The organism is Pseudomonas sp. WS 5051 (genome assembly GCF_012985715.1).
GTDB lineage: Bacteria > Pseudomonadota > Gammaproteobacteria > Pseudomonadales > Pseudomonadaceae > Aquipseudomonas > Aquipseudomonas bubulae.
Window position 1 is genome coordinate 41,651 of record NZ_JAAQWV010000007.1, and the last position, 23,767, is coordinate 65,417.

The window sequence follows — 23,767 nt, forward strand, 5'->3', positions numbered from 1 at the left end:
AATGACCAATACTCCAGAAGTCGATACCGGCGCCACGGCACCGGTAGTCGAACCGCGCAAAAGCCGTAAGAACAACCCTGAAAAGACCCGGGAAAATATCCTGCAAGAAGCCATTGTCGAGTTCGTCGAACAAGGCCTGGCGGGGGCGCGGGTGGATGCGATTGCCGAGCGCACTAAAACCTCCAAGCGCATGATCTATTACTACTTCACCAGCAAGGAGCAGCTCTACGTCGAGGTGCTGGAGAAGTTGTACGGCGAAATCCGCAGCATCGAAAGCTGTTTGAATCTGGATCAGCTTGAGCCGGTTCTGGCGATTCAACGACTGGTGGAGTTCACCTTCGACCACCACGACATGAATGCGGATTTTGTGCGTATCGTCAGCATCGAAAATATCCACAAGGGTGAATACATCAAGCGCTCCGAAGGCATCAAGGCCATGAACGACACGATCGTGCAGGCACTTGAAAACATCCTGCAGCGCGGCGTTGAACAACGGGTGTTCCGTGCCGGGCTCAACCCGCTGGATGTGCATTTGCTGGTCAGCTCATTCTGTTTTTACCGGGTATCGAATCGCTACACCCTGGGTGAAATTTTCCAGGTCGACTTCTCTGATCTGCAGGTCAAGCAGCGTCAGCGCGACATGATGTGTGATGCCGTATTGCGCTATTTGCAGGCGTGAACAGGCGGCACACTTTGTACTAATGAAACACAATACCAATTGAAAATCATTCTCGACAAAAAGTAAGATAGCGGCCCCTTTCCTTCATGCTCAGGGAGTCGGTTTGTTGGATACGGATCTCAAGGGCTTGTTCCTCAAGCATGCCAGTACCCTGCGCGGGTATCTGGCGCGCAAGGTACGAGACCCACAGCTGGCCGCGGACCTGGTGCAGGAAAGTTTTCTGCGCATGGCCGAGCGTGGCCGCAAAGAGCACATCGACAACTCCCCCGGTTACCTCTATCGCATTGCTGGCAACCTGCTGGTCGATCATATCCGCCAGGAAACCCGGCGCAAGACCGATACGGTCCCCCATGAAGCACTGGCCGAAATCGAAGACGAAATGGCAGGGCTGGAGGCCCAGGCGATGGCTGAACAACAGCGCATGGCTCTAAAGCAGGCATTGTCCGAGTTGCCCGAAAGGACTCAGGAAATCTTCCGTCTCAACCGCATCGAGGGCATGACCCATGCTCAAGTTGCGCGGCATCTTGAAATTTCCGACAGCTCAGTGCAGAAGCATCTGTCGAAAGCTTTGGCTTACGTCATGCAGCGTCTACAAGAGCCCGAGAAATAACTTTCAAATATGTGGATGAACGGCTTACTGAGTTTTAGCCGGCGAGACGTCACTGCTTATATATAACGAGAAATAGAGATTCACACCTGATGAGCCAAGGCCCCGAACAGCAGAGCATTACTGAAGCGGCCGCCGAGTGGGCGGTGCGTCTGCACGCGGGTGCGTTGAGCGAGGAGGCGCAGGCGCAACTGGAGCAGTGGCTGGCGGCCGATAAGCGCCATCCAGAGGCCTTGCGCTTTGCCGAGCAGACCTGGGCAGCGCTGGGGGATTTGGCGCTGGAGCCGCGGCCTGTAGCCCATCGCCAGCGACCAGCAGAAGCCCGACCCGCGCCGGTGAGCCGACGTCGACGGCCGTTGCGCTGGGCCGGACGTGCGGCAGTGCTGTCGTTGGTAGTCGCAGTTGGCTGGTTTAGCGGCCCGACGATACTGATACAGATGCAGGCCGACTACCGCACAGGTGCGGGAGAAATCCGCACGGTTCAGCTCGACGACGGCAGCTCGGTACAGCTGGATGCCTCCAGTGCCATCAGCATCGACTACGACACTGGCGAGCGGCGTATCAGCCTGCTGGCGGGTTCGGCGGTGTTTGACGTGGCGCCCATGGGCGAAGCCGAAACCCGGCCTTTTGTGGTGCAAAGTGCGGGCGGGCGCACCCGAGCGCTGGGCACGCAATTTGTGGTGGGCCGCGAAAGCCGCGATCAGGCGTGGGTCGGCGTGCTGCAACACAGCGTTGCCGTGAGCCTGCAAGCGCCGCCGGCCCAAGGCGCAGCGCAGCAAACCCTTGAGGAGGGCCAGAGCGCCCGCTACAGCGCAGCGCAGGGTGTAGAAAAACTGCCCGGTTTCGACTTGAGCGCAGCCACCAGCTGGCGCCGTGGTGTGCTGGTATTTGACCGCCAGCCATTGGGCCATGTGATCGAGCAGCTCAACCGCTATCGCCCCGGCCAGATCATCTTGGCCAACCCGGCCCTGGCCAGTCGACAGGTCAGCGGCGTATTCCGCCTCGAAATGCTCGACAGCGCCCTGCACACCCTCACCCAGGAGTTGCAGGTGCAGCGCGTCGAACTGGCGGGCGTGAGCCTGGTGTATTGAGCCACCACAAAGCTCTGCAGCGCTTTTTGAAAATTAATCGCAAAAACCTTTACTGACTTTTCCCCCATCTTACGTCTTGCTATTGAGATTCATTCGCAAAGCAGCTCGTAAGCCTGGGGAAAATAAAAATGATGGGTAGTCAGCGCAAAGGGGTGCAATCCGCAAGTCGGTTAGCCTTTGCAGTTCATGTCGGGATTTTCGCCCTGTTGGCGGCGCAAATGCCGGTGCAGGCCGCAAATAAGATCAGCAGCGCCGTTCAGCAAGAATTTATTGCTTTCCATATTCCGGCCCAGCCGCTGGACAAGGCCGTACTGATATTTGCCGAGCAGGCCGGCCTGCAAGTGCTGTTTGACAGCCAGATGCTGCGCGGCCTGAACTCCGTAGCGCTGAACGGTGACCTTGGCGTACAGGAAGGCCTGGCGCGCTTGCTGGGCAACAACCCGGTGGAGTATCGCTTTACCGGCGAACGCCAGATCACCCTGACCCGCGTCAGCGGCGAACACAACGGCGCCCTGGCCCTGGGCACTACATCGGTGACGGCCAGTGAGGGTAATACTGCGGATTGGGTGTACCAGACCCCATCCTCCGTCGCTGTCATTACCCGTGAGCAAATCAACAAGCGTGCCCCCCGTCATGCCGCTGACATGCTTGAAGAAACCGCGGGCGTGTACACCGCCGTCAACCAGCGTGACCAGGGCCTGTCGGTCAATATCCGCGGGATTCAGGACTATGGCCGGGTCAACATGAACGTTGACGGCATGCGCCAGAACTTCAATGTCAACGGCCACCAGCAACGCAATGGCGTGATGCTGATCGACCCGGAAATGGTCTCCAGCGTTGAAATCGACAAAGGTGCCCAGTCCGGTATGGGCGGTGCTGGCGTATTGGGAGGCATTGCCAGCTTTAACACCCTGCAAGCCAGCGAGTTCCTGAAAGACGGCAAAGAGTACGGCGGGCGCATCCGGGCTGGCAGCGGTATCGGTAAATTGGGTAATGGCACCTATTTCAATGGCGGTGGCGTCTTCGCATTTGGCAATGATCTTGGCGATGTTTTGGTCGCTTATAGCGAACGCCATTTTGGTGACTACCGTACCGGTCGGCAAAACGCCGATAACCTGGGCGTAAATATTCTCAGCAAGAACAAATATCGCGAAGCCTGGAAAGACTGGCTGTCCAGTGAAGTAGGCGATACCGGCAGTGTGACCCGTTCGCAGATGGTCAAGTTCGGGCTGAACCTGCCCAACGACCAGCGAGCGCAGTTCACTTACCTGGAAACCGACAGCGATAGCGCTGACGCATGGACCAACCTCAATGCGACGAAGGATGGTTATGACTATGTTCGTACCGGTAAAAGCAATATCAATACCGGCAACCTGGCGCTGGACTACAGCTACAACCCGGATAACGAGCTGATCGACTTCAAAAGTAAACTTTATTACGTCAATACGCAGCTTGATCGACGTAATGCCCCCCACAAAGCGTCGGCTGATAGTGGTAATGCATTTGATGGTTACGAAGATGAGTTTCGCACCAGTACATGGGGCTTTCAGGTAGAAAACACGTCCCGGTTTGACTTCAACAACTACGGGCAACTGAGCTGGAACTATGGCCTGGAGAGTTATCAGGACATCTTTAAGTCCAAGAACAATCTGGTGCCTGCAGAGAATGAGACCGATCTGCCCTGGGTTGAGGGTGCTGACCCGGAAGGTAAACGTACCATGGCCAGCCTGTTCAATAACCTGCACTACCAGTACAGCTATTGGCTGACGCTGGATGCCGGGTTGCGTTATGACCGCTATCGTCTGGAAGGCAAGACAGGCATGAGCTTATGGCAAGCGCCAGTCACTCCAGGGGAGAATGGTGGCGAGGTGATGACATCGGGGAGTTCTGTAAGAAATGTTTATTTCTATGATTCCGATCGTGAAGAAGGCAAGTTTTCTCCGACGTTTGGTATAGGGGTAAAACCCGGAGTTGACTGGTTGCAGTTTTATGGGCGGTGGGGTCAGGGCTGGCGCCCGCCGGCGGTGACTGAGGTGTTTATGACCGGGCGGCCCCATGGGGGGAATGCGCCGGAGCGGGTTTACCCCAATCCATACCTGAAAGCTGAGGAAAACCAGGAATGGGAGTTCGGGTTAAATATCTTTAAAGAATCCCTGTTCTTTAATAATGATCGGCTCGGGGTGAAAGTTGCTTACTTTGATAACAACATCAAGAACTTCTCGTTTTTAAATTATGGCGTCTCTCTACCAGGTTCGGACGACATTTCCACGCCGGGTCGTTCGGCATATGTGAATAACCTGGCTGAGACCCGTTTTCGAGGTGTCGAATATCAGTTGAACTACGACGTGGGGCGGTTGTATACCAATCTGAGTTATACGCATATGATTGGCAGTAATGACTTTTGCTCAAATGAATTCTATATGGGTGGGGCCAAAAAAAGGGGTGAGGTTATTAAGATAATCAAAGTGCCCTATACCCGGCCTAATGGCACGATTGGCTACACCAATACTCGAGTCTCTGAATGGCTCGATGACCCTGACAGAAACAACGCAATCACTTGCGGGGCTATCATGGGTAATGCGGCGCATATACCCGCAGATCGAGGGTCTCTAACGGTCGGAGCTCGTTTTCTTGAGCGGCGCCTGGACACTGGGATACGCTTGCGCTACAGCCCTGGTAATGACGCGAGCTTGAATGAGTGGAGTTACAACGGTATAGAGCAAGCACTCTGGCCTAAATACAGCGTGTACGACCTGTATGCAAGTTACTGGCCGACGAACACGTTGAATATTACCTTGTCGTTAGAGAACGCTACCGACGAAGCCTACTTTGTGGCCATGGGAGATGCCAGCAACTTGAGCATGGCGCGCGGTCGGACATTGAGCGGCATGCTCGAATATAAATTCTAAATAACGGACTGTTTGCTTCGTTATATAAAAGATTGCTCGTTGTGAGCAAAGGCGTGCATCGCTGTACGCCACTTCACTGAAACTATCTAAGGAAGAAACTCAAGTCATGACTATTTCGATTAACTACAGCTCGTTTATTGGTTCTGATTCGATTGGTGACGTACTCAGCGACTGGGCTCAAGGTTTTAAAACTGCGGGTCACGGTCTAAGTAATACCGGTGGTTTCAACAGTGGTGTTAGCGCTCAAGATGGTGAGCAGTATGCGACGCATGGTGCCAATAAGTCGGACTACGCCTTTATCGCAGGAAGCGATACCAACAATGGCCTGCATTATGTGTATGACCCTAAAGTCTCTGCTGGCGACAACATGAACCACTACCTGTGGGGTGAACTGGACAGCGTGAGTTTGGGTGAAGTGCTGACTGGCGGCTCGGGTAGCGCGTTTGGCCTGGGCGACTACACCGTCTCCTTCAACGGTCTCGACCTGTCTGCCGCCAGCGATGCCGGCCGTGCTGGCAACGCTGTTCAGGACGTGATCTACGGCCTGATGAAAGGCGACGTATCGGGTCTGGAAGGCGTGCTCAACAACCTGCTGAGCGGGTTCGGCCTGAGCACCGATTCAACCTTCGACCAACTGGCTGCGGCCGGCCTGGCTCACGCCGATGCACCGCTGGCGGCTGATATCAGCCTGGTGGGCGTGCTGGATGTGGCTCAGGACTGGGCACTGGCGGCGTAACTCCCGCCCACCTCAGTGAACTCCAATCTTGTGGGAGCCGGGCTTGCCCGCGATTGCATCCGCGTGGTCTGACAGACAAACCGCGACCTATGCATCGCAGGCAAGCCAGCCCCCACAGGGTTTTCGGCCCATATCCTCGGAATCTTTCCATGACCCGGCCCAAAGCCAACGAGATGCTGGCTGCCTTGACGGCCTACAAACGTGCTTTTTTCAATATCGGCCTGTTCTCGGCCGTGATCAATTTACTGATGCTGGCCCCGGCCCTGTACATGCTGCAGGTATATGACCGGGTGCTGGCATCGGGCAATCAAATGACCCTGTTGATGCTGACGCTGATGATCCTCGGCCTGTTTGGCCTGATGGGGGCGTTGGAGTGGGTGCGTAGCCAGGTGGTGATCCGCCTTGGCACGCAGATGGACATGCGCTTGAATCAGCGCGTCTACGACGCCGCTTTCGAAGCACAATTGCGCACCGGCAGCCCGGCAGCAGCGCAGGCGTTGAATGACCTCACCAGCCTGCGCCAGTTCGCGACGGGCAATGCGCTGTTCGCGTTTTTCGACGCGCCGTGGTTTCCGGTGTATCTGTTTGTGATCTTTATGTTCAGCCCCTGGCTGGGGCTGTTGGCCCTGGGCGGCGCGGTACTGTTGATGATTCTGGCATGGGTCAATCAGCGCGTTTCCCAAGCGCCGCTCAAGGCCGCCAGCGAGTTGTCGGTGCAGGCCACCCAGCAGGCCAGCGCGCATCTGCGCAATGCCGAGGCCATTGAAGCCATGGGCATGCTCGACACCTTGCGCGGGCGTTGGCTGGCGCAGCACACGGCCTTTTTGGCGCAGCAGAATCTGGCCAGCGAAAAAACCGCCACCGTCAGTGCCTGGTCCAAGGGCGTGCGTCTGGCCCTGCAATCCCTGGTGCTTGGCCTCGGTGCCTTGCTGGCGGTGCAGGGGCAGATCACGGCCGGGATGATGATTGCCGGCTCCATTCTGATGGGCCGGGTGTTGAGCCCCATCGATCAGTTGATCGGCGTGTGGAAACAGTGGAGTTCGGCGCGGCTGGCCTATCAGCGTCTCGGAGCCTTGCTGCACAGCTATCCGGCTCGGGCGCAACGCATGGCTTTGCCCGCGCCACGGGGCGAGCTGGCGGTGGAGCAATTGAGCGCCAGTGCGCCCGGCACCCGTCGCGCCACCCTGGCCAACCTGAGTTTTACCCTGCCGGCCGGGCAGGTGCTGGGGGTGATCGGGCCTTCTGGTTGCGGCAAGTCAACCCTGGCCCGGCTGCTGATCGGCGTATGGCAGCCGCTGGCGGGCAAGGTGCGGCTGGACGGTGCCGAGCTGTCGCAGTGGGACAAACACCAGCTTGGCCCGCACTTGGGTTATTTGCCCCAGGACATTCAGCTGTTTGCCGGCACCATCGCGCAAAACATCGCACGCTTTGCCGAGGTGGATGCCGATAAGGTACTGGCCGCCGCGCAACTGGCGGGTGTGCATCAGCTGATTCTGCAATTGCCCGACGGTTATGAAACGCGCCTGGGCGAGGGTGGCGCTGGTTTGTCCGGCGGGCAGAAGCAGCGCATCGGCCTGGCCCGCGCGCTGTACGGTCTGCCTGCGGTGATCGTGCTCGACGAACCCAACTCCAACCTCGATGAAGCCGGGGAGCAGGCCTTGTTGCAGGCCATTACCCAGCTCAAACAGCACAAGCGAACCCTGATTTTGATCACCCACAAACCCAATGTGCTGACCCTCACCGACCAACTGTTGATCCTGCGCGAAGGCCAGCTACAAGCCTTTGGCCCCACGGCCAAAGTGCTCGGCGCGCCCGCTGCAGCTAAACCTGCGGCGCCCAAACCGGCGATGAACGTGAGCTACCGGCTCGGCACGGCAGAGGCGAACAAGGCATGACGCAGTTAAATGCCAAGGCCGTTGGCGACAGCAATGTGCTGCAACTGGATGACACCCGATATGCGCGCCTGGGCTGGTTGTTGATGCTCGGCGGCTTTCTCGGATTTCTCGGCTGGGCCGCATTGGCACCGCTGGATAAGGGCGTTGCGGTGTCGGGCAAGGTGATGGTTTCGGGCCATCGCAAAGTGGTGCAACACCCCAGCGGCGGGATTGTTGAGCGCATCGACGTGCGCGACGGCGACAAGGTGGCCGCAGGCCAGGTACTGATTCGCTTGAAGGAAACCCCGCTGCTGGGCCAGGCCCAATCCTTGCGCAGCCAGTTTTATGGCTCGCTGGCCAGTGAAGCGCGGCTTAATGCCGAGCGCGACGGTGTGGCCAGTGTGAGCTTTCCCACCGAGTTGACGGCATTGGCGAGCGAGCCGGAGGTGGCGTCCAATCTGGCTTTGCAACGGCAATTGTTCGATAGCCGTCGTCAGGCGTTGCTGCTGGATCAGCAGGGTATCGACGAGAGCATCGCGGGTGCCGAGGCGCAGTTGCGTGGGGTACGTGACTCCCAGGCCAGCAAGGTACTGCAACGCACAGCACTGGCCGAGCAGTTACAAGGTTTGCGTGAGCTGGCCCGTGAAGGCTATATCCCGCGCAATCGCCTGTTGGACAGCGAGCGGGTGTACGCCCAGGTGCTGGGTTCGATCAGTGAAGACTACGGTCGCATCGGCCAATTGCAGCGACAAGTGCTGGAGATGCGTCTGAAAATTCGGCAACTGGCCGAGGAGTATCAAAAGGAAGTGCGTACGCAACTGGCCGATACCCGGGTTCGCACTGAAGACCTGCGCAATCGGCTGGCGTCGGCCGAGTTTGAACTGGCCAACAGCCAGCTGCGTGCGCCGGTGGCCGGGATTGTGGTGGGGCTGGATGTGTTTACCGAAGGTGGGGTGATCAAGCCCGGTCAGGCGCTGATGGAAATCGTGCCCCAGGGCGAGCCCCTGCTGGTCGAGGCCCGGGTGCCGGTCGAGCTGGCCGACAAGGTGCACGCCGGGTTGCCGGTGGAGCTGATGTTTTCGGCCTTTAGCCAGAGCACCACGCCGCGGGTGGCGGGGGAAGTGATGCTGGTGTCGGCGGATCGCCAGGTCGATGAACGCACGGACGAGCCGTATTACACACTGCGTGCCCAGGTCACTGAAGCAGGCATGTCCCAGTTGGCAGGGTTGCAGATTCGCCCGGGCATGCCGGTTGAGGCATTTGTGCGCACGGGCGAGCGCTCGATGCTCAATTACCTGTTCAAACCGCTGCTCGACCGTACTCACATGGCATTGGTGGAAGAATGACCGTGCGCCAGTTTGTATGTGGATTATTGATGGTGTGCACGGGGCCGGTGCAGGGATTGGGGTTGCTGGACGCCTACGATCTGGCCGTGCGCAATGACCCGACCTTCCAGGCCGCCATCGAAGAGCGTGCCGCCGGTGAGGAGAACCGCGCCCTTGGCCGCTCCGCCTTGCTGCCGACCCTGTCGTGGAACTACAACAACTCACGCAACGAGTCTGAAGTCACCCAGGCCAGCACCCGGACCGATCGCGACTACCGCAGTTATGCGGCAACCTTGACCTTGCAGCAACCGCTGCTGGACTACGAAGCCTACGCACGATTCCGCCAGGGCGCGGCGCAGGCGTTGTTTTCTGATGAACGCTTTCGCAGCAAAAGCCAGTACCTGGCGGTGCGGCTGCTTAATGCCTATAGCCAGGCCTTGCTGGCACAGGAGCGCATTGAACTGAGCCGTGCGCAAAAGCGTGCTTTTGCCGAGCGTTTGCAGCTTAACCAGCGGCTCCTTAAAGGGGGGGAAGGGACCCGCACCGATGTGCTGGAAACCCAGGCACGCCTGAGCATGGCGGTGGCCGAAGAAATCGAGGCGCAAGACAATCAGGACGCTGCCCTGCGGGAGCTGGAGGCGATGCTTGGGGAGCCGTTGCAGATCGAGCAGCTGGCCCCGCTGGCGGCGCACTTTGTGATTGCGCCGCTGGAGCCGCAGCGCTTTGAAAGCTGGCGCGAACTGGCCCTGGCCAATAACCCGGAACTGGCCTCGCAGCATCATGCGCTGACCTCGGCCGAGTACGAGGTGGAGCGCAAGAGGGCCGGGCACTTACCCAAACTCAGCTTGTATGCCAGCAGCCGTCAGACCAGTTCTGACTCCGAAAGTACCTATAACCAGAAATACGACACCAACAGTGTCGGCATTCAGCTCACCGTGCCGTTGTTTGCGGGGGGATCGGTGTCGGCATCGACCCGCCAGGCCGCGCGGCAATTGTCCCAGGCCCAGTATGAACTGGACGCGCAAACAGCCAGCACGCTGGTGGACCTGCGCAAGCAGTACAACCTCAATAGCAGTGCCGCGGCCAAGGTGCGGGCCTATGAAATGGCGGTGGAGTCCGCCGGTGCCCTGGTGCAGGCGACGCAGAAAAGCGTGAGTGGCGGCGAGCGGGTCAATCTGGATGTGCTGGATGCCGAGCAGCAGTTGTTCAGTGCCAAGCGGGATCTGGCCGAGGCACGCTATACGTATTTATTGGCACGGGTACAGCTCAGGTATTACGCGGGGGTGTTGAACGAGGGGGATTTGCGGCAGGTGGCGGGGTATTTTCGGGCCCATTAAACATGGCCATATTGCGGCGTTACCATCGCGGGCAAGCCCGCTCCCACAGGTATTGCGCTGATCCTGTGGGAGCGGGCTTGCTCGCGATTCGGTCGACACGGTGTATCAGAACCTGTGTTTACCGACGAACCAGCAACACACCCGATTCCATATGGTGCGTCCAAGGAAACTGGTCAAATACCGCGCAGCGCTCGATACGGTGAGTATCGTGCAGTTGGGCGATATTCTCGGCCAATGTCGCCGGGTTGCACGAGATATACAGGATGTTGTCGAAACGGCGGGTCAGCTCACAGGTGTCCGGGTCCATGCCCGCGCGAGGCGGGTCGACGAAGACGCTGCCGAACTCGTAGCTTTTCAGGTCGATGCCCTGCAAGCGACGGAACGGACGTACTTCGTTCAGGGCTTCGGTCAGCTCTTCGGCCGACAAGCGTACCAGCGTGACGTTATCCACAGCGTTGTCGCGCAGGTTGTTCAGCGCGGCGTATACCGACGTCTTGCTGATTTCGGTGGCAAGTACCTTACGCACACGGGTAGCCAGCGGCAGGGTGAAGTTGCCGTTGCCGCAATACAGCTCCAGCAGATCATCTGAACGCTCGCCCAGTGCGTCGTATGCCCAATTGAGCATCTTCTGGTTGACCGTACCGTTTGGCTGGGTGAACGCGCCTTCAGGCTGTTGATACGTGAAGGTGCGACCTGCCACTTCCAGCTTCTCGACTACATGATCGCGGCCAATCACAACACGTTTGCCCTTGGAGCGACCGATCACGCTGATATCCAGGTCTTTGGCCAACTGCTCGGCGGCGGTTTGCCAGTGCTCGTCCAGCGGGCGGTGATAGCACAAGGTGACCATTGCATCGCCTGCCAGGGTGGTCTGGAACTCCACCTGGAACAACTTGTGGCTCAGGGCCGAACTGGCTTGCCAGGCAGCCTTGAGCTGGGGCATCAGTTGGTTGATGCGCAGGCTGGCGATCGGGAAGTCTTCGATCAGGATCGGTGTGCGCTTGTCGTCCTGGGCAAACATGGCGTAGTGACGCTCACCACCCTCGCGCCACAGACGGAACTCGGCCCGCAGGCGAAAGTGCTTGAGCGGCGAGTCGAACACCTGCGGCTCAGGCGCATCGAAGGGCGCCAGCAGCTCACGCAGACGGTTGGCCTTGGCTTCAAGCTCAACGGCGTAGGTAGCAGAATCAAACGGCAAGGCACTCATGCGTTAAACCAACCCAGCTTGACCACAAACAGAACCGACAAAATGATCAGCGGTGCATTCAACTCGCGGGCGCGGCCCGACAGCAGCTTGATCACGGTCCAGGAAATAAAGCCGAAGGCGATGCCGTTGGCGATGGAGTAGGTGAACGGCATGGCCAGGGCGGTGATTACCACCGGGGCGGCGACAGTTACGTCGTCCCATTCGATTTCTGCCAGGCCGCTCATCATCAGTACGGCCACGAACATCAGCGCAGGCGCGGTGGCGAAAGCGGGAACGCTGGCTGCCAATGGCGAGAAGAACAGCGCCAGCAGGAACATGATGCCAACCACAATGGCGGTCAGGCCGGTACGGCCACCGGCGCTCACGCCCGCTGCCGACTCGATGTAGCTGGTGGTGGTCGAAGTGCCCAGCAGCGAACCGGCCATGGCCGCGGTGCTGTCGGCGATCAGGGCGCGGCCCATTTTCGGCATGTGGCCGTCCTTGCCCATCAGCCCGGCGCGCTTGGCAACGCCGATCAGGGTGCCGGAGTTGTCGAACAGGTCAACAAACAGGAAGGCAAAGATCACGCTGATCAGGCCGATATCCAGCGCGCCTTTGATATCCAGCTGCAGGAAGGTCGGAGCCAGGGAGGGCGGCATCGACACGACACCACCGAAATCGGTCACGCCCATGGCAATCGAGGCAATGGTCACGGCCAGGATGCCAATCAGCACCGCCCCGCGCACTTTCATCGCTTCAAGGGCCACGATCAGGGCAAAGCCCAGGGAGGCGAGGATCACTTTTGGCTGAGCCAGATCGCCCATACCTACCAGGGTAGCCTTGTTGGCAACCACGATACCGGCGTTGCCCAGGGCGATCAGCGCCAGGAACAGGCCGATACCGGCGGCAATGGCCGAGCGCAGCGGTAGCGGGATGCTGTTGATGATCCATTCGCGGATGCGAAAGATCGACAGCAGGAAGAACAGCACTGCCGAGATAAACACTGCGCCCAGCGCGACCTGCCAGGTATGGCCAAGGTGCAGCACCACGGTGTAGGTGAAAAAGGCGTTCAGGCCCATGCCCGGTGCCAGTGCAATCGGGTAGTTGGCGATAATGCCCATGGTGGCTGAACCGATGGCGGCCGCCAGACAGGTGGCAACAAACACGGCGCCCTTGTCCATGCCCGTTTCACCGAGGATGCTCGGGTTTACGAACAGGATATAGGCCATCGCCAGGAAGGTGGTGATACCCGCAAGTATCTCGGTACGCACATTGGTGTTGTGTGCTTTGAGTTGAAACAGCCTTTCCAGCATGCCAGTCCCCGTGGCGCCAAATGCGCCGTGATTAAATCGTTTTCAACAGCAAAGCACAGACGCGGACCGCCTGAAGATTTTCTGTCTGTCGGAAAAAGCCGCGCATCATACCAGCAGCTCGTGGATATGGCTGCTTTGGTTACCTTGCGAGGCCATGTTTTATAACCTTGATGTGGCAGGCATACTGCGTGCCAGTTTTCGGAGGGACCCATGAAGCACTTCATCAAACCTGTTTCAGCCTGTTTTGGCCTCTTTATAAGTGCCGCTGTCAGCGCTGCGCCTGCCATGCCTTTGAGCACTGTCGAGATCCTCAAGGTAGCGTCTGTTTCCTGTGCGGTGGAGGATGTGTCCGATGGTCGCGAGCAGACCCGCTGCGACCATAACGGCCCCCATATCAAGGTCTATGTGCTGGAACGCGGTTACGGCGGCCAGCCGAATGTGACTCTGGACGGCCAGGAAGTGGATGGCGTACGGGCGCCGGTATGCAATCAGGGCGAGGGGCTGGTGGCCTGTAACGGTTCAGGCACCACCGTGGGGCACTTGTACACCTTTGATCTGGGTAACAAGAACGGTGGCTGGTTCGAGTTCAGTAACAGTTCGCTGGTACCGCCGCACAATCGGCTGGGTGTGAAGCTATATATAAGGTAGCAGCGGCTACAGAAAACCTCCGCCGTGGGAGCGAGCCTGCTCGCGAACGCTTTTCGCGAGCAGGCTCGCTCCCACGGAAGGGCTTGATCGGGAACAGAATATCTAGAGGGTATTGCGCTCTTCCACCATCCGGTCCCGATTGGCCAGCCCCGGGAACAGTTTTATCCACAGCCCGGTAACAATCAGCGTACCGACGCCGCCCAGCACGACAGCAGGCACTGTGCCCAGCCAGTGAGCCGTGGCCCCGGATTCAAACTCCCCCAACTGGTTGGACGCGCCGATAAACAGACCGTTAACCGCGCTCACCCGGCCACGCATCTCGTCCGGGGTCTCCAGTTGCACAAACGAGGCGCGAATCACCATGCTGATCATGTCCGCCGCGCCGAGTACCACCAGTACCGCCAATGAAAACCAGAACGAGGTCGACAGGCCGAAGGCGATGGTGGCAACGCCGAAGACCCCCACAGCGGTGAACATCACGCGCCCCACCTTGCGCTCCACCGGGAATCTGGCCAACCACAGTGACATCAGCAAGGCGCCGATCGCCGGTGCCGAACGCAACATGCCCAGACCCCAGGGGCCGGTCAGCAGAATATCCTTGGCAAACACCGGCAGCAGCGCCGTGGCCCCGCCCAGCAGCACGGCAAACAGGTCCAGGGAGATAGCGCCCAGCACGTCCGGGCGACTGCGAATAAAACGAATGCCCGCCAGCAATGAGTCCAGCGTGGCCTTGGCCTTGTTCAACGGCAACTGACGGGCTGGCAGGTTGCTCATCAGCAGTGCCGCAATCAGGTACAGCGCCACGCTCGGGCCATACACCCACACGCTGCCAAAGGCATACAACAGGCCGCCAAACGCCGGTGCGACGATGGTGGCCGATTGCTGTGCCGCTTGTGCCGCCGCCACGGCACGGGGAAACAGTTCAACTGGCACGATGGAAGGTAGCAGCGCCTGGGTGGCAGGCATTTCGAAGGAGCGGGCCGCGCCGAGCAAAAACGCGAGGATAAAGATCATTTCCCGGGTGATATGGTCGCTGGCACTGCTAATGGCCAGTGTCAGGGCAATCATCGCCTGCAGTGACTGGCACACGGCGGCCACCCTGCGGCGGTCATAGCGGTCGGCCACATGCCCGGTGTGCAGCATGAACAGCAGGCGTGGAGCGAACTCGATCAAGCCCACCCAACCCAGGTCCATCACGTTGCCGGTGAGCTGATAGAGGTTCCAGCCGATGGCCACTGTCAGCATCTGAAATGCACTGGCGGTGAAGATGCGGGCAAACCAGAAGGCCACAAAGGGTCGGTGATGGCGTAGCAGAAGGGGCTGGCTGGTCATGGGGGAGGATCGTGCTGAAGGGTTGGGGGAGGCCGAGATTATCACTGTTTTGTAACAAATAATGACTCAAAACATCATGATCTCCGGGAGCCTGATAAGGGATTTCTGCGATTCCCTGCACTTCTTGCAACGGTCTATATCAAGGGCTGAGGCATCGTGTCACGCGACAACAAACCACATTAGCCGTGTGTCAGGAATGGACTACTCTTTCCACCATGCTTGATCCAGATCAAAACCTCTCCGGTTTTGTCTGAGTGGCCAGTCGGCCAGATCCCTTTTTGTTGTGGTTAAAAAGCGAGCAGCGATTCGCAGCGGCCATGGCTTGCGGGGAAGTTGGATTCGGGCGCGACGCTCGGGTCCTCAACGACCTGATACCTGATAGAGGAAGACTTATGTTCGGTTTGGAGGCTCTCGATCTCGCCCGAATTCAGTTCGCGTTTACCGTGTCGTTCCACATTCTTTTTCCCGCCATTACCATCGGTCTCGCCAGTTATCTCATGGTGCTCGAAGGCATGTGGCTGAAAACCCGTGACGACACCTACCGCGACCTGTACCACTTTTGGTCGAAGATATTCGCCGTCAACTTTGGGATGGGCGTGGTGTCGGGCCTGGTCATGGCCTATCAGTTCGGTACCAACTGGTCGAGGTTCTCGGACTTCGCCGGTGCTGTTACCGGGCCGCTACTGACCTATGAAGTACTCACCGCATTCTTCCTTGAAGCAGGTTTTCTGGGGGTCATGCTGTTTGGCTGGAACCGCGTCGGTCGCGGGATGCACTTTTTCTCGACCGTCATGGTGGCCATCGGCACACTGATCTCGACCTTCTGGATCCTGGCCTCCAACAGCTGGATGCAGACCCCGCAAGGTTTTGAAATCATCGATGGCCGAGTCATTCCGGTGGACTGGCTGGCGGTGATTTTCAACCCGTCGTTCCCTTACCGTCTGGCGCACATGGCCACGGCCGCCTTTGTTGCCACGGCATTTTTCGTCGGTGCGTCGGCCGCCTGGCACCTGTTGCGCGGTCGCAATACACCGGCCATTCGTCGCATGTTCTCGATGGCGATGTGGATGGCCCTGGTGGTTGCGCCGGTGCAGGCCTTTATTGGTGACGCCCACGGCCTGAATACCCTTGAGTATCAGCCGGTGAAAATCGCCGCGATCGAAGGTCACTGGGAAAACAAGCCGGGTGAACCGACGCCGCTGATTCTGTTCGGCATTCCCAACATGAAAACCGAGACCACGGACTACAAGATCGAGGTGCCATACCTGGGCAGCCTGATCCTGACCCATAGTCTGGACAAGCAGATCCCGGCCATGAAGGACTATCCGGCAGCGGATCGTCCGAACTCGACCATCGTGTTCTTCACCTTCCGCATCATGGTTGCGCTGGGCATGTTGATGATCTTTATCGGCCTGTGGAGCGTGTGGCTGCGTAAACGCGGCACCCTCTACGAGAACCGCTGGTTCTTGCGCCTGGTGCTGTGGATGGGGCCATCGGGCCTGATCGCGATCCTCGCGGGCTGGTTTACTACCGAGATTGGTCGTCAACCGTGGGTGGTCTACGGGCTGATGCGCACGGCTGATGCTTCGTCCAACCACAGCGTCACGCAAATGAGCATCACGCTGGTCATGTTTGTCGTGGTGTATTTCTCGCTGTTCGGTGTAGGTCTGGGCTACATGATGCGTCTGGTACGCAAGGGCCCGATCACCCACGAAGGCGATGACGAAACCCACGGTGGCCCAGGCCAGCAACGCACGCCTGCCCGTCCTCTGTCTGCAGCCCATGAGGGTACAGATGAAGGCCACAGCGACAGCCTGACGAAGGGGAATTGAGTCATGGGTATTGATCTGCCACTTATCTGGGCAATCATCATCATCTTCGGGATCATGATGTATGTGGTCATGGATGGTTTCGATCTGGGGATCGGCATCCTCTTTCCCTTTATCAAGGGCGAGAAAGATCGCGATGTGATGATGAACACGGTCGCCCCTGTCTGGGACGGTAACGAAACCTGGCTGGTACTGGGCGGTGCAGCGCTGTTTGGCGCCTTCCCGCTGGCCTACTCGGTCGTGTTGTCGGCGTTGTACCTGCCACTGATCCTGATGCTGATGGGCCTGATCTTCCGCGGCGTGGCCTTTGAGTTCCGCTTCAAGGCACGCCCGGAAAAACGCCATATCTGGGACAAGTCCTTTATCGGCGGTTCGCTGGTGGCGACGTTCTTTCAGGGCGTGGCATTGGGGGCCTTTATTGATGGCCTGCCGGTAGTCAACCGCCAGTACGCCGGTGGCGGGCTGGACTGGCTGTCACCGTTCACGGTGTTCTGCGGTATTGCCCTGATCGTGGCGTACGCCCTGCTGGGTTGCACCTGGCTGATCATGAAGACCGAAGGCGAACTGCAAGAGCGCATGCACAAACTGGGTCGCCCGCTGGCACTGGCCGTTCTGGTGCTGATGGGCATTGTCAGCCTATGGACGCCGCTGGCCCACACAGACATCGCGGCCCGCTGGTTTACCCTGCCTAACCTGTTCTGGTTCCTGCCGGTGCCGATCCTGGTGCTGGTGACCATGTACGGTCTGCTCAAAGCAATCGCGCGCAAGGCCCACTACACGCCGTTCCTGCTGACCCTGGTGCTGATATTCCTGGGTTACAGCGGCCTGGGCATCAGCCTGTGGCCGAATATCATTCCGCCTTCGATCTCGATCTGGGACGCGGCGGCACCGCCGCAAAGCCAGGGCTTCATGCTGGTGGGCACCCTGTTTATCATCCCGTTCATTCTGGGCTACACCTTCTGGAGCTACTACGTGTTCCGCGGCAAGGTGACTCACGAAGACGGTTATCACTAGTAGCAAGTGCCGCTGTGGCCTGAGGGCCACAGCCTTTTCCCCAAGAGGAGGCCCCACATGGCTGGCAAGGATTATCTACACGACGTGCAAGAATGCGAAAAGAAGCCTTTATGGCAACGCATAGGCTGGCTGCTGGTGATCTGGACCGGCAGTGTGGCCACCCTGGCAGTATTTGCCTGGCTGATCCGCATGTTCATGACGGCGGCAGGCATGAAAAGCCACTGACTTCCCATCCCGTTGCCTTGCGGCTACGGTTTTATGACCCGCTTCGGCGGGTTTTTTTTTGTACTGTCTTCTGTGGGAGCGAGCCTGCTCGCGATACAGGCGCTGCGCGCTTGTCGGTTCAATCGAGTCGGCGCTTTCGCGGGCACGCCCGCTCCCACAAGGGGCTTGCAAGGACCAGGTTTACTTGCGCGCCTTGAGGATCACGAACTTGGGCGTGGCGGCCACTTGCTCGACGCCACGGAACAGCTTGGCCAGCTTGCTGTGATAGCCCAGGTGGCGATTGCCGACGATATACAGCGCTCCGCCCACCACCAGCGCTTCACGCGCCTGCTGGAACATGCGCCAGGCCAGAAAATCCCCCACCACCTGTTGCTGGTGAAACGGCGGGTTGCACAGCACCACGTCCAGTGAGTCCGGTGCCTGGCTCGCCAGCCCGTCATCGGCCCGCACTGTCACTTCGCGATCACCCAGGGCCGCTTGCCAGTTTTCCCGGGCGGACTGCACGGCCATAAACGACTCGTCGACCAGCGTGTACTGCGCCTGCGGGTTGGCCAGTGCGCTGGCAATGGCGAGCACGCCGTTGCCGCAGCCCAGGTCGGCAACCCGGGCCGAGCCCAGGTTTTTCGGCAGGTGGGGCAGGAACGCCCGGGTACCGATATCCAGGTCTTCGCGGCAGAACACGTTGGCATGGTTGAGCAGCTCGATGGCCGGCTTGTCCAGTCGATAGCGGGTAGGGTAGGGCGAGGTAAATGGTCCCAGGCCCTGTGCTGTGGCGATCAGCAGCCGGGCCTTCTTGACCGCCAGCGAGGCATGCATCGGGCCGATATAACGCTCCAGCAAATCGCCAGCAGCCCGCGGCAGGTGCTTGACCATCGCGCCCGCGATCACTTGGGCACCCGGTGCCAGCTGACCTTGCAGGCGGATCAGTTGTTCTTCAAGCAAGGCCAGGGTCTTCGGCACGCGTACCAGCACGCAGTCGAATGGCCCTGCCAGTGGTTCACTGGCCGGAATGATCGAGACCGCATCGTAAGCATGGCCGTTGCGCACCAGGTTTTTTTCCAGCGCTTGCATGGCCAGGAAGGAGTCACTGCTGCTGGTGACCTGCATTGTGCCCACCAGGCTGATCGCCAGGGCCCCAAAGCTGTCATTGAGCACCAGCACCCGGCTGTTTGCGGGCAGCGCCTGTTCGGCCAAGTGATTAAGCAAATACTCATCCGCCGCATCAAAGGCCTGCAAGGGCTCGTTCTGCTGCTCGGGTTGGCGGATCAGGCGAAGTTGGGCGAAAGGGCTTTCTAGCACGGGCATTTATACAAACTCTGAGGAATCAACTGTTGCATGGCCTGCCCCTGAGGGAGTCTGGCAAGCAGAAGCGTCCGTGGGTTTTACAGGTGGCGGTGATTTTACTTTTTTTTACCGAAGATTACCTGATGGGTTTATTGCTGCTGCGCAGGGCAGGCCTACAACAGGCCTGACTTGGCCGCCATGACCACCGCGGAGGTTTTGTTGTTGGCCCCCAGTTTTTTCATGGCGCTGCTGATGTGAAAGTTCACGGTACGGGTGCTCAGGCCCAGAATCATGCCGATGTCGGAAGCGATTTTACCTTCGGCAGTCCATTTCAATATCTCCAGCTCGCGACAAGACAGGCGGATGATATGAATCTCCAGCCGGTGATGAAGGTGGCAGCGCTCGAGCATGGCACTGTGCAGTTGGTTGCAGAGCCACAACACATTGGCAGCCTTATCTGAAAACTCGTCCTCGGTGACTGGCGTGCTTTTTCTGGCGAGGCTCAACATGCTCACAGCGCCATTGGGGTCGTGTACCGATTGCGACCAGCCATAGGTCAGCCCGCAGTTTTGCGTGGCTCTCCACTGGTCAGGCGTCTCACGAAAGACATCAGAACTCCAGATAATGGGCAGGATCGATAACTGGCAGTGGGTCAGCAGAGGTTTTTTTTGCGAGAGGTGACCTTTTTCATATCTATCGACATAATCATTTGGATAGTTTGTAATTACTTTGCTATTCGTTGTGATGTTTCCAAGGCGAGGAATCATTCGAAAGAAGAAAAAGTCAAAGCCGTATTCTTCTATTCGTTTGAGTGTGTTTGAACAGAGTTCAGCCTCGCTTATGCAAGAAAGGTAATGGTTTTTACTGATTGAATGATGTGCGGTCATAAGGCGCTCCTGCGGCCCGGCAGTAAGTAAGCGGTGTTGTGAGATAGCCCGTTAAGAAGATTTTAGGTGCTGTTTCGAATAATGCTAATTATTCGAAAGTAGGGGTTGGTATGTGAAAACTTTGTTAGTTGTAGATGTGGGTGCTCATGTAATAACAGTATCTAATTATACGTTTTCGGGTGTTTCTATATAGCAGTTGCGTGGGGTTAACGGCACCGGATCCAAAAGCTCAATGCAAAGCTATCTTTCCGGCTGCAGTCCGGGCGGTGTTTGCGATGCGGCTGGATGCCGTAAAGCCATCACAAACCATCGGTTTTTCTCAGGCCCTCTTTGCGCGACACTAGGGCATTCGCCATTGGAGTGCCCCATGACTGCCACTGCAGAAAAATTCACCCAACAGACGCTTCTCGACGTCACACCGCTGACGCCCAGCCTGTTCACGTTGCGTACCACACGTGATCCGGGTTTTCGCTTTCGCGCAGGGCAATTCGCCAGGCTGGGGGTGACCAAGGCCGATGGCAGCACGGTGTGGCGCGCCTATTCAATGGTCTCTTCCCCCCATGACGAGTTTCTGGAGTTCTTTTCGATCGTGGTGCCAGGCGGGGAATTTACCAGTGAGCTCAGTCGCCTGGAAGTGGGTGACACCTTGTTGGTGGAGCGTCAGGCCTACGGCTTCCTGACTCTGGACCGCTTTGTCGACGGTCGTGACCTGTGGCTGTTGGCAACCGGCACTGGTATCGCGCCTTTCCTCTCGATCCTGCAGGATTTTGAGGTGTGGGAAAAATTCGAGCGCATCGTGCTGGTTTACAGCGCCCGCCATGCCTGCGAAATGGCCTATCAGGAACTGATCGCCGGGCTATGCAGCCGTGAATACCTGGCCGACTATGCGCACAAATTTATCTACATACCGGTGGTTACCCGGGAGCAGGTACCCGGTGCATTGAACGGGCGTATTACTGCATTGATCGAAAATGGCGAACTTGAACACGCCGCAGGTATTGAATTGAGCAGTGAGCACTCACGGGCCATGTTGTGCGGTAACCCGCAAATGATCGATGACACGCGCAAGTTGCTCAAGGCACGGGACATGCAGTTGAGTCTGAGCCGCCGGCCAGGTCAAGTTGCTGTTGAGAACTATTGGTAGTTGTTTTGTATTGTGTGTGACATGAAAAAACAAAAGCGCCCCTGAGGGCGCCGTTGTTTTTATTGAGCACTTATGGCCGGTTATTTTGAACTTTGAGCAAGTCGCGAATTTCGCCCAGTAGTTCCTCTTCTTTAGAGGGCAGCGGTGGTACGCTCGGAGCGACCGCCTCTTCGCGTTTCAGGCGGTTGATTGCCTTTACACCCATAAAGATAGCGAACGCGACGATGATAAAGTCGATCACGCTCTGGATGAATTTGCCGTAGGCCACAACCACTGCTGGCGCATCGCCAACGGCGGCTTTCAGCGTAATGGCCAGGTCACTGAAGTCGACTCCGCCAATCAGCAACCCCAGTGGTGGCATGACCACGTCCCCCACAAAGGACGAAACGATTTTGCCGAATGCCGCGCCGATAATGATACCGACGGCCATATCGACCACGTTCCCTTTGACCGCGAAGGCCTTGAACTCACTTATCACGCCCATAGGTTATTCCTTGTTACAGATGAGGTTGGTGGGTGCAGTGTAAATCAGCATGGCTGATCTTGCCCGTACAGCTGTTTGCGGGTAAGCAATCGACCCGTTTGGCCGTGAGAAGTTTTCTATTGGCTTTCACTACGCGATTGAATGGCGCAATACCAGACCTTTTTCTCAATGGCCGGCTTGAGACCTTTCTATTTAGAGTTTGCGTTGCATGCCTCTAGCCTTTGGTCAGCGCTCCATTGCGCAACCAATAACCAGAGGACTTACGCATGACCACCCCCCTAGGCTTCGGCGCGCTTTCACAGCGCCGCCTGCTGTGTGTATTAAGCGCCAGCCTGCTGTCGGTTACAGCCCAGGCCGCAACACTGACCCGTGACAACGGTGCCGCTGTCGGTGACAACCAGAACTCCCAGACGGCAGGGGCCAATGGTCCGGTTCTGCTGCAAGACGTGCAGCTGCTGCAAAAGCTGCAGCGTTTTGATCGCGAGCGTATCCCGGAGCGAGTTGTTCACGCTCGTGGCACAGGCGCACACGGCACGTTTACAGTCACCAATGACTTGAGCGACCTGACCAAGGCCAAAGTATTTGCCAAAGGCGAAACCACCCCGGTATTTGTGCGTTTCTCGGCCGTGGTACACAGCGCCCACTCACCAGAAACCCTGCGTGACCCACGGGGTTTTGCCACCAAGTTCTACACCGCGGACGGCAACTGGGACCTGGTGGGTAACAACTTCCCCACCTTCTTTATCCGTGATGCGATCAAGTTCCCGGACATGGTTCACGCCTTCAAGCCTGACCCGCGTACCAACCTGGATGACGACTCGCGCCGTTTCGACTTCTTCTCTCACGTACCGGAAGCCACACGCACCCTGACCGAGCTGTACTCCAACGCGGGTACCCCCGCCAGTTACCGGGAAATGGATGGTAACGGTGTACACGCCTACAAACTGGTCAATGCCAAGGGGGACGTGCGCTATGTGAAGTTTCACTGGAAGAGCCTGCAGGGGTTGAAAAACCTTGATCCGAAACAAGTGACGCAGGTTCAGGGCCAAGACTACAGCCACATGACCAACGATCTGGTTACGCATATCAATAAGGGTGACTTCCCCAAGTGGGACTTGTATGTGCAGGTCCTCAAGCCTGAAGACTTGAAATCCTTTGATTTCGACCCGCTGGATGCCACCAAGATCTGGCCTAACGTGGCTGAGCGAAAAGTCGGGCAAATGGTCCTGAACCGCAACCCGGCCAATGTCTTCCAGGAAACCGAGCAGGTCGCCATGGCCCCGGCCAACCTGGTACCAGGTATCGAGCCTTCCGAAGACCGTCTGTTGCAGGGCCGGGTGTTCTCCTATGCCGATACGCAGATGTACCGCCTGGGTGCCAATGCCATGCAATTGCCGATCAACGCCCCCCGGGTCGCGGTAAACAATGGCAACCAGGACGGCGCGATGAACCTGGGCCACACCACGTCGGGGGTGAACTACCAGCCAAGCCGCTTGATGCCGCGTGAAGAGCCGCAAGCTGCGCGCTACAGCGAAATGCCATTGGCGGGTACTACCCAGCAGGCGAAGATTCAGCGTGAGCAGAACTTCAAGCAGGCCGGTGATCTTTACCGTTCATTCAGCCAGAAAGAGCGTCAGGATTTGATTGAAAGCTTCGGTGGTTCGCTGGCAACTACAGACGATGAAAGCAAGCACATCATCCTGTCGTTCCTTTACAAGGCCGACCCTGAGTACGGCACTGGCGTAGCCAAAGTGGCCAAGGGCGATCTGAGTCGGGTCAAGGCGCTGGCTGCCAAGCTGGCGGATTAACCCGCAGCCCTCACCCCGATCCTCTCCCTTTTGGAGGGTCGGGGTGAGGGCTTTT

20 protein-coding genes are annotated in these 23,767 nt (G+C 58.1%); 14 read left to right on the top strand and 6 right to left on the bottom strand.

Annotation, left to right across the window (positions count from 1 at the left end; genetic code table 11):
* Position 1: 1 nt before the first annotated feature.
* The 8 genes from HBN79_RS13140 (at position 2) to HBN79_RS13175 (ending at position 10,558) form a co-directional block, all read left to right on the top strand.
* Positions 2–679, top strand: a complete 678-nt coding sequence (locus HBN79_RS13140; RefSeq protein ID WP_095021298.1) for a TetR/AcrR family transcriptional regulator — start codon at positions 2–4, stop codon at positions 677–679.
* 103 nt (positions 680–782) lie between these two features.
* Entirely contained in the window at positions 783–1,289 is a 507-nt protein-coding gene (locus HBN79_RS13145) for a sigma-70 family RNA polymerase sigma factor (protein ID WP_095039261.1), read from the top strand.
* An 86-nt stretch (positions 1,290–1,375) separates the two neighbouring features.
* Positions 1,376–2,377 carry a FecR family protein gene (locus HBN79_RS13150; RefSeq protein WP_252342266.1) on the top strand — a complete coding sequence of 334 codons (1,002 nt, stop codon included), beginning with the start codon at positions 1,376–1,378 and terminating at the stop codon, positions 2,375–2,377.
* 128 nt (positions 2,378–2,505) lie between these two features.
* Positions 2,506–5,286 (top strand): TonB-dependent receptor, encoded by a 2,781-nt coding sequence (locus HBN79_RS13155; protein ID WP_169916783.1) that lies wholly within the window; start codon positions 2,506–2,508, stop codon positions 5,284–5,286.
* Positions 5,287–5,392: 106 nt separating this feature from the next.
* Positions 5,393–6,022: a heme acquisition protein HasA gene (locus tag HBN79_RS13160; RefSeq protein ID WP_150628301.1), complete on the top strand. Its 630-nt coding sequence runs from the start codon at positions 5,393–5,395 to the stop codon at positions 6,020–6,022.
* A gap of 149 nt (positions 6,023–6,171) precedes the next feature.
* Entirely contained in the window at positions 6,172–7,917 is a 1,746-nt protein-coding gene (locus HBN79_RS13165; protein ID WP_169916784.1) for a type I secretion system permease/ATPase, read from the top strand.
* On the top strand, positions 7,914–9,242 hold the full coding sequence (locus HBN79_RS13170) for an HlyD family type I secretion periplasmic adaptor subunit (protein ID WP_169916785.1): 1,329 nt from the start codon (positions 7,914–7,916) through the stop codon (positions 9,240–9,242). The genes HBN79_RS13165 and HBN79_RS13170 overlap by 4 nt, the downstream gene beginning before the upstream one ends.
* Positions 9,239–10,558, top strand: a complete 1,320-nt coding sequence (locus HBN79_RS13175; RefSeq protein ID WP_262372458.1) for a TolC family outer membrane protein — start codon at positions 9,239–9,241, stop codon at positions 10,556–10,558. Before HBN79_RS13170 ends, HBN79_RS13175 begins: the two co-directional genes overlap by 4 nt.
* 118 nt (positions 10,559–10,676) lie before the next feature.
* Here the strand turns inward: HBN79_RS13175 and trmA are convergent, their stop codons facing one another.
* Both trmA and HBN79_RS13185 read right to left on the bottom strand, forming a co-directional pair.
* Positions 10,677–11,765: a tRNA (uridine(54)-C5)-methyltransferase TrmA gene (trmA, locus tag HBN79_RS13180; protein ID WP_094999375.1), complete on the bottom strand. Its 1,089-nt coding sequence runs from the start codon at positions 11,763–11,765 to the stop codon at positions 10,677–10,679.
* Positions 11,762–13,057, bottom strand: a complete 1,296-nt coding sequence (locus tag HBN79_RS13185) for an NCS2 family permease (protein ID WP_094999374.1) — start codon at positions 13,055–13,057, stop codon at positions 11,762–11,764. Before HBN79_RS13185 ends, trmA begins: the two co-directional genes overlap by 4 nt.
* 210 nt (positions 13,058–13,267) lie before the next feature.
* Between HBN79_RS13185 and HBN79_RS13190 the strand changes: the two genes are divergently transcribed.
* A complete protein-coding gene (locus tag HBN79_RS13190; protein ID WP_094999373.1) occupies positions 13,268–13,705 on the top strand; it encodes a DUF4879 domain-containing protein in 438 nt (145 codons plus the stop codon).
* Between the two features lie 102 nt (positions 13,706–13,807).
* On the opposite strand, the gene HBN79_RS13195 is transcribed toward HBN79_RS13190, so the two are convergent.
* Positions 13,808–15,037, bottom strand: a complete 1,230-nt coding sequence (locus tag HBN79_RS13195) for an MFS transporter (RefSeq protein WP_095018390.1) — start codon at positions 15,035–15,037, stop codon at positions 13,808–13,810.
* Positions 15,038–15,429: 392 nt separating this feature from the next.
* Between HBN79_RS13195 and HBN79_RS13200 the strand changes: the two genes are divergently transcribed.
* Genes HBN79_RS13200 through HBN79_RS13210 form a run of 3 tightly spaced genes read left to right on the top strand, consistent with a single transcriptional unit; the run spans position 15,430 to position 18,105 of the window.
* Entirely contained in the window at positions 15,430–16,869 is a 1,440-nt protein-coding gene (locus tag HBN79_RS13200; protein ID WP_094999371.1) for a cytochrome ubiquinol oxidase subunit I, read from the top strand.
* Between the two features lie 3 nt (positions 16,870–16,872).
* On the top strand, positions 16,873–17,880 hold the full coding sequence (cydB, locus tag HBN79_RS13205) for a cytochrome d ubiquinol oxidase subunit II (protein ID WP_095018389.1): 1,008 nt from the start codon (positions 16,873–16,875) through the stop codon (positions 17,878–17,880).
* A gap of 57 nt (positions 17,881–17,937) precedes the next feature.
* On the top strand, positions 17,938–18,105 hold the full coding sequence (locus tag HBN79_RS13210; RefSeq protein ID WP_016779358.1) for a DUF2474 domain-containing protein: 168 nt from the start codon (positions 17,938–17,940) through the stop codon (positions 18,103–18,105).
* A gap of 180 nt (positions 18,106–18,285) precedes the next feature.
* Here the strand turns inward: HBN79_RS13210 and HBN79_RS13215 are convergent, their stop codons facing one another.
* Positions 18,286–19,410 carry a class I SAM-dependent methyltransferase gene (locus tag HBN79_RS13215; RefSeq protein WP_094999369.1) on the bottom strand — a complete coding sequence of 375 codons (1,125 nt, stop codon included), beginning with the start codon at positions 19,408–19,410 and terminating at the stop codon, positions 18,286–18,288.
* Between the two features lie 152 nt (positions 19,411–19,562).
* A complete protein-coding gene (locus HBN79_RS13220) occupies positions 19,563–20,276 on the bottom strand; it encodes an autoinducer binding domain-containing protein (protein WP_169916786.1) in 714 nt (237 codons plus the stop codon).
* 367 nt (positions 20,277–20,643) lie between these two features.
* On the opposite strand from HBN79_RS13220, the gene HBN79_RS13225 reads away from it, so the two are divergent.
* A complete protein-coding gene (locus tag HBN79_RS13225; protein ID WP_094999367.1) occupies positions 20,644–21,420 on the top strand; it encodes a ferredoxin--NADP reductase in 777 nt (258 codons plus the stop codon).
* A 70-nt stretch (positions 21,421–21,490) separates the two neighbouring features.
* On the opposite strand, the gene mscL is transcribed toward HBN79_RS13225, so the two are convergent.
* Positions 21,491–21,904 carry a large-conductance mechanosensitive channel protein MscL gene (gene mscL, locus HBN79_RS13230; RefSeq protein WP_094999366.1) on the bottom strand — a complete coding sequence of 138 codons (414 nt, stop codon included), beginning with the start codon at positions 21,902–21,904 and terminating at the stop codon, positions 21,491–21,493.
* 266 nt (positions 21,905–22,170) lie between these two features.
* Between mscL and katB the strand changes: the two genes are divergently transcribed.
* A complete protein-coding gene (gene katB, locus HBN79_RS13235; protein ID WP_094999365.1) occupies positions 22,171–23,712 on the top strand; it encodes a catalase KatB in 1,542 nt (513 codons plus the stop codon).
* The last annotated feature ends 55 nt before the right edge of the window (positions 23,713–23,767 follow it).